The sequence below is a fragment of the Pseudomonas helleri genome (genome assembly GCF_045830615.1).
Lineage (GTDB): Bacteria > Pseudomonadota > Gammaproteobacteria > Pseudomonadales > Pseudomonadaceae > Aquipseudomonas > Aquipseudomonas helleri.
Map to the genome: position 1 here is coordinate 1390504 of NZ_CP174501.1, position 11964 is coordinate 1402467.

The following is an 11964-nucleotide window of genomic DNA, read 5'->3' on the forward strand; positions in this document are numbered from 1 at the left end:
CAGAGCGGGCAGAAACAGCGGTGGGTTAAACCGGCTTGCGCCAGTCGTCTGAGGCTTCGGTCCCTGCAACCACGTGGCTCCAACTGACCTTGCGGTAGGCCAGGCTGGTCTTGATCAGTTGGGTGTAGTTGGCGTTATCGCTGTCCTGGGCGTGAGGCAGCAGGGTGTGGATTTCGACGACGGTGGCGTCTTCCAGCTTGGTGGTGAAGAAGTGCTCCTGTTTGCCATCGGTGGAGGTGCGGAACCACTTGACCTCAACGGTGGGCAGCATTTCGCCGGTGGCCAGCGCCTGGTAGAGCATGGGCGAGGCCTTGCTCAAGGCACTGGTGAAGATCAGCGGTTTGTGTACCCGTTGCCCCGAAGGCTGGCCGCTTTGCGGGTCGGTGGGGGTGCTGATCAGGTGGTCGACTTCCTGGGCCAGAATTTCGTCCTCATGGCCTTCCACATACACGTTGCCCACCGAGTCGCCGGTAAACGCGCCTTTGGTGATGTGGCCCTGGGTCTGGCCGTGGATGCTGATGTAGGCAGGTGTTGGCATGACAAACTCCTTGTAACGATCAATAGAACAACCCGATGGGGTTGCTACCGTCGGTGTGACGGCATGGGTTTATGGCCCGGTAAGGGCCAAGGGTTTGCAGGCGCCCGATGCGGGCGCGCTGAAAATCGGCTACAGCGTGAGAATCCGGTCGAGGGAAACCAGCACTTGCTGGGTGATGCCGTGCAAACGCACGGCGTACACCGTGTACGCCACGACCAGCACCGCACCCGCCATGGCCCAAGGTGTCCACAACGGCCACGCGCGTTTGATGCGGTAGTTACGCGGGGCGACGTGGGTCAGGGGCTCGGTCAGGCGTTTGGGCGTCTCGCCGCGCAGCGGGCGCAAGAGGCCGTGCAGGTGATTGATGATCCGTTGCAGTTCGTCATCGCCTCGGGGCACGTTGCCGTGTTTGCCCTTGAGGCCCGTGCACAGGCACAGGTACATGAACTCCAGCACATGCTGGTATTTGGCGGCGTCGGTGGCCATGCGGGCGAGCAGGGTGAAGAACTTCTCGCCACCCCAGGATTCATGATGAAACACGCTGAGCAGCGAGCGCGTACTCCAGTTTGAACACCTGCCCCACGGCGTACTCATCACCACTTCGTCCACCAGCAGGCACAGGCTGTAGGAATATGCCTTGAGGGCGCCGGGGTCATAGTCCAGCGAGTTGAGCTCTTCCATGATCGTGCTGATCTGGTTATGCAGGTCGCGGTACAGCGCGTTGATATCGGCATGCCGGTCCAGGTGGCGCAGGCGAATCAGCAGGCCGATCAGGGGCATGGCCGGGTCGCACAACGGATTCCAGGCCAGACCGCGCAACTCGAATTCAGGGTCGGCCAGGTACGTTTGCGTTTGCTCTGTGATCACCGTCTCGTCGGAGGTGATCGCGCCCTGAAGGTCCTTGATGGAGGGCGCTGACGTGGTGTCTTCACTCATTTTTTTCACTCCTGATCGCCCAGAACTGCAGCTCCAGTTCGGGGAAGTCGCCGGCGACATGGAAGCCAAACCCGCTGCCCGTGCTCAGGCTCTGCCAGCCAGGGTGATGACGGTCGAGTTCGAAGTAGCTGAAGCCGGCATGGAACGGCAGATGGCGCGGCGCCACGGGCAGCGGGATCAGGGCAATGCCCGGTAACTGCAAACTGACCAGTTCGCCCAAGGCCTCGGTGGCGCTGATCTTTATCTGTTTGGGCAACTGCTCGCGCAGGGTTTCCAGTGGCAGATTGGCGCGTACCGCGAGGATGAACTCGGCAGTGTCCAGCAGGCGCTTGTCGCCCAGCAGCGCAGTGAGCACGCCGAATTCCTGGGCGACGATGGGCAGCGACACGGCGCGCGGCTGCAAGACGGTCCCCAGCGCCCGGCGCAAGGTGTGCTCCAGCGGTTTGAAGCAGGCCCGCAAGTTGTCGTGCTGGTAGGCCGGGTACTCCTGGGGCAGGTGGCCCTCGTCGGTAAAGGTCACCAGTTCGCCGCAGGCCTGGGCGAAGGTGATGTACAGCCGCTCGGGGTGGACATGGCGTTGCCGGGCCAGGTGCTGGAACAGCGGGTACATCCGGTTGAGGGTTTGCAGCAGGTTGAAATCGGTGATATCGGCCACCCCGGATTGCCCCGACGAGCCAATGCGTTCAGCCAGGTTTTTGGCCCGCTCACGGATCTGCCCGGCCACTTCACCGAGGTAGCGTTGCAGTACCGGAACGGCCTGCAAGGACACACAAGTGGGGTAAAAATGCTCGTCCATCACCAGGCTGCCGTCCGGGCGTTTATCGAGGATCTTGCCCACGGCAATGCAGGTGAAGGCGCTGCGGTCTTCGTCCTCAAGCATCAACTTGAGGTTGGGCACGGCCACGTTCATCGTGGTCACATCGCCGACTTCGCTGTGGGTGTCACGCACATCCACCTGCTGGGCCAGGTAACGGCTATTGGCATAGCCTTCGGGCCAGCGTATCTCCAGGGCCTGAGCCGACTTGAGCGGCAGCATCAGGAACACGGTCTGGTTGGCCGCACTGCTGTGGGTAATTTCCAGCGGGGTGGGTGGCGCCTGATCAGTGGGAATATCAAAGACGCTGCCGTCGGGCATGATCCCGCGTGCCCGGGTCAGGGCGATCTTGCCAAAGCTCAGGTACTCGCTGTTGAGCGCCAGTTCGCTGAAACCATAGAGCGCGTCGTTGAGGCTGTTGAGGCGTTGCTGCACGGCCGCTTCGGCGGCGCGGGCCTGTTGCTGGAAATGCTGGGGTTTGACGAACAACCCCTCGTACCAAATGACCGGGTGACGTGAACTCATCAGTGGGCTCTCTGCGTGAAAGGGGGTGAAAAGGCATTCATCGGGTTTCCCCTTTGAGCTCAACGCTGGCGGCGTCCAGTTGCACCAGCAGCGCGTATTGATGGCCCTTGGGGTCTACGCGCAGGGTCTGCTTCCACTGGGCGTTGTCGGCGTCGTAGTAGTGGGCGATCACCGCGATAAAACGCGTGTCTTCGTCCAGGCTCTGCGGGTCGATAAATTTGAATTGGCCCGGCTGCAGCAGGTAGTCGTCGGCGCGGATCCAGGTGCTGCCCAAGGTCTTTTTCAGGTCATCCATCAGTGTCTGGAGACTGGCGTTGCGCAGCAGGCTGTCATCGCTCAGTTGCAGCACCTTGAACGCAATGGGGCTGGCGATGGAGCGCGGCGCTTCAGCGTCTTGCGGGGTAGACAAACTCACTCCGGGGGCGTCGTAGTCGCCAAAGGGCGAGGCTTCAACCACAGACATTTGTGTGTCCGCGTCGGGCTCTGGCAGGCCCGCTGACTGCGGCGTGACGGTCTCGTGAACGTGATCAAGCAGCGCCTGCAATTGCTCGGTCAGCGCCTGCGGGCTGGCGGCCTCCACGTTCACGGTGTAAGGCGAGCGAATCGGCGTTTCGGCGGGGCCGGCTCCGGGGATGATCAGGCGTTGATTGACGCTGTGGCTGGCATACAGGCTCAACGAGTAGCGGCTGGGTTGATCATCAGGTCCGCCCACCGGGATCGACGGTGTCCAGATCACCTGGCCGATCTTGCCGAGCAGGGTGCAACCGACCAACGCCAGGCAGCCGAGCAGCAACAGGGCGAAGCGGATATGGCCGCCCACGTGCGTGCTGTCGAGGTGCACGGCGCGGTGGGGTTTTGCGCGCTCGACGCGGGGTTTGTCAGCGCTGGCGTGGGCTGCATAATCCAGCACGTCGTGCAATGGCGGCGCTGCGGTGATCGCCTCCAGGGCCAGCAGCGGGTCGCTCTCCCGGGCGGGGTCCAGAGGGCGACTCAACTGCTCGAATTCGTGGCAGATGTGCGTGTTCGTGTCTGCCGGGGGCAGAAAAGGCAACGTGTGGGCGTTCCAGTCTTCGAGGCCATCCCGGCGACCGGTGAGCAGTTCATTGAGCGAGCGCTGACTCAGGTGGCGACGGTCGTCTGTCAGCTCATGGGCATCCAGGTGCACGGCGATTTGGTAGTCGCCGATGTGTAAAAAGTCCCCCTCGTTCAACTGCACGGTGGTGCCACGGCCCAAGGGCAGGGCATGGCCGTTGGCATAGGTGTGGCCGCAGTGATCGGTGACGCAGGCGCGATTGCCCAGCCAGTGGATCTGGCAATGGTGGGGGCGAACGCTGTGGCTGCGGTCGTTGAGCAGCCAGTTGCAGTCCGCACTGCCGATGCTGCCGCCGTGCAAGGCAAAACGGTGGGTGGGCTGGCAACCGTGGAGCAATTGCGCGGGGTTGCTGATGACCAGCGTTAGGTTCATGCGCGCCCCCTGATCCGTACCACGGCGGGGTGACGTTGTGCCTGGCACTCGATGAAACTGGTCCAGCCCAAGTGAGTCCCGCCTTCGCGGCGCAGGTTGAACGGCGGCACGTCTTCTTCGCGCAAGCCCAGTTCCACGTAATAAGCCGGTACGTCCCGCGCCAGAAAATCCAGTAACTGGCGCAGCCGTGCACACTGGCTGCCGCTGGGCAGGAACTCCCGGAAGCGCTTTTGCGACAGGTTGGGGATCACCAGGGTGAATTGGCTGGCGCGTGTGCGGGCACGGTCGCCGATGGTGAAGTTCTCCCCGAGTACACCGTTAAGTGAGCCGAGGGCCACGCGATGGCGCTTGAGCAAGGGCACCGAGCGCGGTTCAAACTCACGGATGTAAACGCCGTGCAGATCAAAACAATGCTCCACAATCCCGCTCACCACTGACGGCGCACGGCTGCGGCTGGCAATCAACCCGGCAAAGCTCAACAGACGCCCCCAGGGCAGCGGTGTCGCGCCGCGCAGGTCGTTGTCATTGAGGCCAATCAGGGAAAACACATAGCGCGAGAAGCGGTCGCGAGCGTTTGCCTGGAAGCGGATGTAGTAGCGATATTTTCGCCAGCTGTGGTGCAGCAAGGTCAGCAGGCGGTGATTGAAAAAATCGAGGAACTCGGGGCGAATGCCACGGCCCTGCGCTTGCTCATAGGCCAGGCGGTCCAAGTAATAACCGGGCAGCGGCGAGTCGGCGCCCTGCAAGCCCAGAAACGTGGTTTGCACGCGGTAGCGCTCGTTGCCGAGCGTTTCATCGACACGCTCGGCAACGGTCAGGTCCGAGGCCGGAAAGCCCATGCCCGCGTGGCTTTGCAAACGAATCCGGCGACGGCTGGCGCGGCTTGCAGGCTGGGCTTCCAGGTCATCGTCGTGCAGCGCGTGCAAGTGTTCCAGCAGACGATGGAACGAGTAGTTCCGCGCATCGGCCAGGAGCGTGTCGGCTAGATCACGGGTTGTCTGCCGGTCAACAGTGGCCATTCATAGCACTCGTTGTTAGTGGTATTGATCACTTCCAGCATGTGGAAGGAGTTGATGCTTGCGTAGAGCGCGAAGAAGTGCGAAAGCACGCTGGCGAACAGGTACAACTCGCCCTCGCAGAGGAACGCCTGCTGGTCCAGCTTCAAGCGGGTGTGCAGGCCGCGCACGGGCAGGCCCTTCATCAGCCAGTCGATGGGCGTGGTGACGGCTTCGCCAATCCCGTCCAGGCGCTTGCGGGTGGCGCGGGTCTGCTGCAGGTCGTGCAAGGCGGCAAAGTCATAGGCGCGGATCACCGCCTTGAGCGGTTCTGCCGAGAGCAGTGACAGGTAGTTCAGCGACAGGTTGGAAATCAGCGTCCAGTGCAGGCTGGCGTCCAGCACCGGGCGATACGAGCGGGTGGGCGCGATCAGGTTGGTGTAGGTGGCAAAGGACGGTGTGGTTTCGGTCGACAGCGACAGGTCATCAATGCCCAGCGCCTGGGGTAAGTCACGGTTGCTGCAGGTCAGTTCGATGGACGCGGTTTCATGCTCGCCGATGTAGTCGCGTTCATCGCCGCGCACAAAGGCAATGCGCTGCTGCAACCCCTCGCGGCCGTGGGACTCTTCGATGTGGGTGCGAAAGTACAGCGCCGTGCGGCCCTGGGCGTGTTCGATCTCATGCTGAAAAGACTCAAAAGGCGTAAAGGTGCGCAGCGGGTCGCCCTTGTGTTCTTTGTCGCTGGCGCTCCAGCCGGCCACGCGGTCGACACTGAAAATCTCATAGGCGTCTGGGCGCTGCCCGGTGGGGATGACCCGCTGTTCCAGGCTGCGCCCGTCCAGGGCAATGGGTTCGGCGTCGTGGCTGAACAGGTTGACCGCCGGGGCGCAGAACAGGTGCAGGTCGTGGGTCTGTAAACGAATGTCGCCGGGCATGGGCCGGGAGAACTGGAACTCGAAGCGGATCTCATCGGTGCTGATGGCAGGCCAGGCTTTGCCCAGACGGGTCAGGCTAAAGAAGTGAAAGCGCTGCGGGAACACGAAGTATTCCTGCAAGATCCGATAGCCGTCGAAGACATTGCGCGGGTAGGGCAGCAACGCCTCTTGCGGGGTAAACCCCGGAAAGCCGATGTCTTGGGGGTTCAGCCCGTAGGCGGTGCCATTGACGTACAGGGTCACGCTTTTCAGGTAATGGGCGATCCACAGGTACAGGGTTTGCGCCGTGGCGTTGCCACCGCCCAGGTGAAAATCCAGTTGATCGCAGCCCAGGCTGTTCAGCGGTTGCCGGGTCAATACGCTGAGGTCGATGCGCACCACCGAGGCTTCGCGGCTGTGGGCATCGCTCACGCATTTGACCGCCAGCGGGTACAGGCTGACCTCGGTGCAGGTGCGAAATTCGCAACTGATGCCGTCCACCGGTTTGGCAAACAGCGGTGTGCCTTTGGGCAGCACCTGGCGCTGGCTGATGGCGTCGGGCAGCGGTTTGAAACGCACGATGGTGCAACTGGGCAACGGCCGCAAATAGTTGGGCCAGAGCATTTGCAGCAGCGGATGCGTCAACTCCGGCAGGTCATCGTCAATCTTCATGCCGAGCTTGGCGGTGAGAAACGCAAAGCCTTCCAGCAGCCGTTCCACATCCGGGTCGTTGGCCTTGTCACCCAAAAACTGCGCCAGTTGCGGGTTGTCCTCGGCAAACTCACGGCCCAGCTCACGCAAGTAACGCATCTCTTCGGCAAAGCGTTCTTTCAAGCCCATGGTGTCCCCTTTATTTCACGCGGGTGTAGCCGTCGCGACCGTGCATGGCCACGTCGATCAGCACCCTTTCGTCCTTGTGGTTGAGCTGCACCTGGCAATCGAGGCGAAAGTTCAGCTCCAGCGGTAAATCCGGGTCGGGTTGATAGCGCACGCCAACGACCTTGATCCTCGGTTCGAATGCCTCGATCGAGCGGCGTATGTCGGCACTGATAGCGATCACCAGATCAGAGCTGCCCTGGGCTGCGCCATTGAAGTCGCGCAGGCCCAGTTCAGGGCTGCTTTGCGAGCAGCCCTGGCGGGCATTGAGCACGTGCTCCAGATGGCGCTTGATCGCGTCGATACGCTGGCGGGCCTGTTCGTCCGCGGTGCCCGGGCGGTAGCGCGGTGCGTCAGGCTCCAGGCGTTCGAACAGGCTGGCGCGGCCCAATTACTGGGTGTCCAGCCGACCGACCAGTGAGATCTCGAAGTTGGCGCCCATGTACTTGAAGTGCGGGCGGATCGACAGCGACACCTGATACCAGCCCGGGTTGCCGGCCACGTCCTGCACATCAATCTGGGCTGCGCGCAACGGGCGACGGCTGCGCACATCGGCTGAAGGGTTGTCCTGATCGGCGATGTACTGCTTGAGCCAGGTGTTGAGCTCGCGCTCCATGTCCTGGCGTTCTTTCCAGCTGCCGATCTGCTCGCGTTGCAGGACTTTGATGTAGTGGGCCAAGCGGTTGACGATAAACAGGTAGGGCAATTGCGTGCCGAGTTTGTAGTTGGTCTGGGCTTCCTGACCTTCGCGGGTCTTGGGGAAGGCTTTGGGTTTTTGAATGGAGTTGGCCGAGAAAAACGCCGCGTTGTCGCTGTCCTTGCGCATGGTCAGCGGGATAAAACCGGCTTCTGCCAGCTCATATTCCTTGCGGTCAGAAATAAGCACTTCGGTGGGTATCTTGGCTTGCAACTGGCCCAGTGATTCATACAAATGCACCGGCAGATCCTCTACCGCACCACCCGATTGCGGGCCGATGATGTTCGGGCACCAGCGGTAACGGGCGAAGCTGTCGGTGAGTCGGGTGGCCATCAGAAAGGCCGTGTTGCCCCACAAGTAGTTGTCATGCTGGCCGTCGATGGCTTCGTCGTAACTGAAGCTGCGCACCGGGTTTTCCAGGCCGTCATAGGGCGTGCGCAACAAAAAGCTGGGCAGAGTGGCGGCGATGTATTTGGAGTCTTCCATCTCGCGCAAGCTGCGCCATTTGGTATGGCTGGGGCCTTCAAAGATGTCGTTGACCTCCTTGATCGACGGCAGGTCCTGGAAGCTTTTGAGATTGAAGAATTCGGGGCTGGCGGCCATGACGAACGGTGCGTGGGCCATGGCGCCTACAGAGGCCACATAGCTGAGCAAACGGATGTCCGGTGACGAAGGGCCGAAGGTGTAGTTACCGATCATGGCAGCGATGGGTTCACCACCAAACTGGCCGTAACCTGCGGTGTACACGTGCTTGTACAGGCCGCTGCGGGTGATGTCGCCAGCGTTGTCGAAATCGTCGAGCATTTCTTCTTTGGTGACATGCAGCACGTCGAGCTTGATGTTCTCGCGAAAGTCCGTGCGATCCACCAGCAGTTTCAGCCCGCGCCACGCCGATTCCAGTTGCTGGAACTGCGGCTGGTGGAGGATTTCATCCATCTGCTTGCTCAAGGCAAGGTCGATTTCGCTGATCATCTGATCAACCCGGAACTTGTTCACGGGCTGTTCGTGATGGCCGCTTTGCAATATCTCGCTGATGAACGCGGCCACGCCTTGTCTGGCGACCGCATAGCCTTCCTGGGCCGGGGTCATCATGGTGTTGGCCAGCAGTTGATCGAGTAGCGAGGTGGGGGCATCAGTCACCCGGATTTGGGCGTTGGCACTTTCCATCGGCATGGGTGGTACTCCGTTTTATGAGCTCGGTTTCGGCAGTCGCAGGGCAGTGAACAGGCAGGTAACGCTTGGCGTTTGGGCTTAGGCGTCAGGCGAATCCTTGGGGGCAGGCAGGGTCAGGTTCAGTTCGCGAATAAGCCGTTGGCGCGAAGCATCGTCAGCCAGCAGGCTTTGCAACTGTTTGCGAAAGGCGGGTGTATTGCCCAGCGGGCCTTTTAACGCCACCAGCGCGTTGCGTAACTCCAGCAGTTTGTTCATTTCAGGCACTTGGCGGGCGATGGCATCAGGGCCGAAATCGTTAATCGACTTGAACTGCAAGTTAATGCTCAAGTCGTTCTCGATATCGTTGGTCAAGACGCAAGGCACTGCCATGTCTAATGACACTTCGGCTTTGGTCAGTACATCATTGAAGTTGTCTTTGTCGATACGTACGGGTTGTCGGTCTTCAAGGGCGGACTCTTCGCCGTGGCCTTTAAAGTCACCGGTTATCAGTAACTTTAACGGCAACTCAACTTCGGCCTGTTGATCGCCTGTGGCCGGAATATATTTGATGTTGATGCGTTCTTTTGGAGCTACGGAACCGTGAGCTTTCGACATGGGAAAAGTCCTTTTCATTCGAAGGTAGCCCTATTAGGAACCGATTTATCTAGGCCTGTCATGTCGGCCAAAGCCGTTAGTTGTGTGGCTTTTCTCTGTAGGAAATTACGATTATGAGTTTGGTAGTACTTGCCCTACATAGTTGCAGGAAGTCGCTGAGGGATATGTCTGTTAATTGCACTAATAACGTTATTTGTAGAGTGTTTTACTTGCTACTTAATTGCCGGTTAGTCCACGCTTCGGACAATTAAGGCGTTATACGTCGAACTTTTTATCAGCGAGAAAGGATCTTGCGCGTTATGTCATGCCCATCATTCATACAGGAGGTGCAAATGCGAATAAGCAGTGGGCGGGCATGGGCGTTAGGCGCCTCTCTATTAGTGCTGGCGGGGCAACAGGCATTGGCCATGCCAGCAGCGCGAGACTGCACGACCGTTGTGTCGTCGTTAAAGCGTCTGGAATGCTTTGATCAGGCGGCCGGAACGCCGATTCGCAGCATGGCGCCACAACCCATCACTTATGTGGGGCGAATGTTGCCCATCGTCGATCTGGTGCAGCGCAATGAGGCCAGACGCAGTCCCGGTGACTTCCGCTTTTTGATCTCCCACTGGCCAGAGCTGGATGACGAGCGAGCACAACGGGTGGTTATTTCTGCCCCGGCCCTGGGGGCGTTTGCCCCCCGGCCAACCCTGGCCATCAGTTGTGAATCCAAAATCACTCGCTTGCAACTGGTGCTCGATGAGCCAAGCAAGCGCAACAAGCACCGCATCCAGCTGTTTGCAGATGACAAGCCGGTCTCGAACGCGACATGGCAAGTGATGGATGAAGCAGGGCTGGTGGTCGAGTTCAGTCGTGGGTTGCCGACCATTGCGCTGTTGCGGCAGATCATGGGCAGCCAGCGTCTGGAGCTGAAAAGCACGCAGGACGCAGCCCTGAATGGGCTGGTGTTTGACGCGCAAGGCCTGGACGCGTTGATTGCGCAGGAGCGTCAAGCATGCCGCTGGTGATCGAGGTTCCGGCCGATATTGTCCCGCTGTTGCTGGCGCCGATTGAACCGGAACAACCCGCCGGGTATTTCGATATCGAGGACGAAACCTATCAGGCGATTGATCAGGAAATGATCAAGCTCGGGGGCTTGCGTGAGGCCAGCATCGACTGGCCGTATATCGATGAAGCGTCCCGCCAGTATCTGGCCAGACAGTGCAAGCACTTGCGCATCCTCGGGCATTTGCAGGGGGTGTGGCTGCGCACCCGGCAGTGGGCGCGCTGGGCCGATGCCATGGGCTTGCTGGCGGGTATCGTCGAGTTGTATTGGGACAGCGCCCACCCCAAGCCCGGGCCGACCGGCTACCTGGCCAAGCGCAAACAGATCAAGCGCCTGCTTGAAGACTTGGGCCAAGCCCTGTCGAGCCTGGACCGCAGCAGTTTTGCCCCGGTGCATCAGGCCACGGCGGAGCAGGCGTTGCTCGACCTTGCGCGCTGCGCAGTCGCGGCCAAGCTCGACTCGGCGCCGATTGAGGCACTGCAACGGCAGTTGGCCAAATACAGTGAGCCACTGGTGCCTGAGTCGACCAACCAGGCCCCATCTTCCGGCGTCCTGAACCCGACCTTGTTTACCCGCACCAGCGCGCCGCCAGTGGGCAGCGAACGTGAACAACGGCGTGCCTTGCTGGCAATGGCCGAGCAACTCAATCAACAAGACCTCTATGACCCGGTGGGCTATCAACTGCGCCGTTTTGGCTTGTGGGCACACCTGCATGCCGCCCCGGCCATCACCCGCGACCGCCGCACTGAATTAAGCGCGGTGCCTCAAGACATTGTTGACGCGTATCAAGAAGCACTGGGCGCCAATGCCCTTGAGCCCGCCTTGCTGTTGCGCATTGAAAAAAGCGTCGCGGCCTCGCCGTACTGGTTGCGTGGCAGCTACCTCGCGGCCCAGGTGGCCTCGCGTTTGGCAATGGACGACGTGGCCTTGGCCGTGCGCCGCTGTTGTGAGCGGCTGGTGTGTCGGCTACCGGCTTTGCTGGAGCTTAATTTCAGCGACGGCACGCCCTTCGTCGACGCGCCAACCCAGGCCTGGATCAGCGGTGCCGACCAGCGCGAGGGCGCCAGCAGTGCGGTGCCTGAGTACGCGGGCCTGCGCGACGAATTGGTGACTCAGTTGAATACCGAAGGCGTTGAGGTGGTGCTGCTGCGTTTGCAGGCATTGCACGCAGCCCATGAAGCCCCGCGCCAGCGCAGCCACACCACGGTGATCGCCGCTGACTTGCTGGGGGCCCGTGGCCTGTCCTGGCTGGCCGATGACCTTTACGCCGGGGTGGCCCGGGTGATGCGCGAAACCAGCGCCCAGGCGTGGGAACCCGAGTTGTATCAGAAGTTGGCCCAGCACCTTGGCAACCCCGCGTTGGTCAAGGCCGTTCAGGAGTAGGAGCAGTTT

General features: G+C 60.8%; 11 protein-coding genes. 2 read left to right on the plus strand and 9 right to left on the minus strand.

From position 1 onward, the window contains the following. Positions 1-25: 25 nt before the first annotated feature. From ACJJU9_RS06445 to tssB, 9 genes are all read right to left on the minus strand, one after another. The gene (locus ACJJU9_RS06445; RefSeq protein ID WP_048373680.1) at positions 26-538 is read right to left on the minus strand and encodes an Hcp family type VI secretion system effector; all 513 of its coding nucleotides are present in this window, start codon (positions 536-538) and stop codon (positions 26-28) included. 129 nt (positions 539-667) lie between these two features. Continuing rightward, positions 668-1474 carry a type IVB secretion system protein IcmH/DotU gene (gene icmH / locus ACJJU9_RS06450; protein WP_053225470.1) on the minus strand — a complete coding sequence of 269 codons (807 nt, stop codon included), beginning with the start codon at positions 1472-1474 and terminating at the stop codon, positions 668-670. Further along, positions 1467-2813: a type VI secretion system baseplate subunit TssK gene (gene tssK / locus ACJJU9_RS06455; protein WP_407730279.1), complete on the minus strand. Its 1347-nt coding sequence runs from the start codon at positions 2811-2813 to the stop codon at positions 1467-1469. The genes icmH and tssK overlap by 8 nt, the downstream gene beginning before the upstream one ends. Before the next feature lie 37 nt (positions 2814-2850). Further along, a complete protein-coding gene (gene tssJ / locus ACJJU9_RS06460; RefSeq protein WP_407730280.1) occupies positions 2851-4278 on the minus strand; it encodes a type VI secretion system lipoprotein TssJ in 1428 nt (475 codons plus the stop codon). Continuing rightward, a complete protein-coding gene (gene tssG, locus ACJJU9_RS06465) occupies positions 4275-5297 on the minus strand; it encodes a type VI secretion system baseplate subunit TssG (protein ID WP_153329868.1) in 1023 nt (340 codons plus the stop codon). Before tssG ends, tssJ begins: the two co-directional genes overlap by 4 nt. Beyond that, positions 5261-7027, minus strand: coding sequence for a type VI secretion system baseplate subunit TssF (tssF, locus tag ACJJU9_RS06470; RefSeq protein WP_407730281.1), 1767 nt, complete (start codon positions 7025-7027; stop codon positions 5261-5263). Before tssF ends, tssG begins: the two co-directional genes overlap by 37 nt. A gap of 10 nt (positions 7028-7037) precedes the next feature. Continuing rightward, positions 7038-7454, minus strand: coding sequence for a type VI secretion system baseplate subunit TssE (gene tssE / locus ACJJU9_RS06475; RefSeq protein ID WP_048373670.1), 417 nt, complete (start codon positions 7452-7454; stop codon positions 7038-7040). After that, positions 7455-8927, minus strand: coding sequence for a type VI secretion system contractile sheath large subunit (gene tssC / locus ACJJU9_RS06480; protein ID WP_088500278.1), 1473 nt, complete (start codon positions 8925-8927; stop codon positions 7455-7457). 84 nt (positions 8928-9011) lie between these two features. Beyond that, positions 9012-9527, minus strand: a complete 516-nt coding sequence (gene tssB, locus ACJJU9_RS06485) for a type VI secretion system contractile sheath small subunit (protein ID WP_278939486.1) — start codon at positions 9525-9527, stop codon at positions 9012-9014. Between the two features lie 332 nt (positions 9528-9859). Here tssB and vasI point away from each other — a divergent pair, with 332 nt between their 5' ends. Beyond that, positions 9860-10534 carry a type VI secretion system-associated protein VasI gene (vasI, locus tag ACJJU9_RS06490; RefSeq protein WP_228392726.1) on the plus strand — a complete coding sequence of 225 codons (675 nt, stop codon included), beginning with the start codon at positions 9860-9862 and terminating at the stop codon, positions 10532-10534. Then, a complete protein-coding gene (gene tssA / locus ACJJU9_RS06495) occupies positions 10522-11955 on the plus strand; it encodes a type VI secretion system protein TssA (RefSeq protein WP_407730282.1) in 1434 nt (477 codons plus the stop codon). The genes vasI and tssA overlap by 13 nt, the downstream gene beginning before the upstream one ends. The last annotated feature ends 9 nt before the right edge of the window (positions 11956-11964 follow it).

Excerpts from the sequence above, each read along its gene's own strand:
- tssB (WP_278939486.1), bottom strand. The coding sequence starts at position 9,527 with ATGTCGAAAGCTCACGGTTCCGTAGCTCCAAAAGAACGCATCAACATC.
- tssJ (WP_407730280.1), bottom strand. The coding sequence starts at position 4,278 with ATGAACCTAACGCTGGTCATCAGCAACCCCGCGCAATTGCTCCACGGT.
- vasI (WP_228392726.1), top strand. The coding sequence starts at position 9,860 with ATGCGAATAAGCAGTGGGCGGGCATGGGCGTTAGGCGCCTCTCTATTA.
- icmH (WP_053225470.1), bottom strand. The coding sequence starts at position 1,474 with ATGAGTGAAGACACCACGTCAGCGCCCTCCATCAAGGACCTTCAGGGC.
- tssK (WP_407730279.1), bottom strand. The coding sequence starts at position 2,813 with ATGAGTTCACGTCACCCGGTCATTTGGTACGAGGGGTTGTTCGTCAAA.
- tssF (WP_407730281.1), bottom strand. The coding sequence starts at position 7,027 with ATGGGCTTGAAAGAACGCTTTGCCGAAGAGATGCGTTACTTGCGTGAG.
- ACJJU9_RS06445 (WP_048373680.1), bottom strand. The coding sequence starts at position 538 with ATGCCAACACCTGCCTACATCAGCATCCACGGCCAGACCCAGGGCCAC.
- tssC (WP_088500278.1), bottom strand. The coding sequence starts at position 8,927 with ATGGAAAGTGCCAACGCCCAAATCCGGGTGACTGATGCCCCCACCTCG.
- tssA (WP_407730282.1), top strand. The coding sequence starts at position 10,522 with ATGCCGCTGGTGATCGAGGTTCCGGCCGATATTGTCCCGCTGTTGCTG.
- tssG (WP_153329868.1), bottom strand. The coding sequence starts at position 5,297 with ATGGCCACTGTTGACCGGCAGACAACCCGTGATCTAGCCGACACGCTC.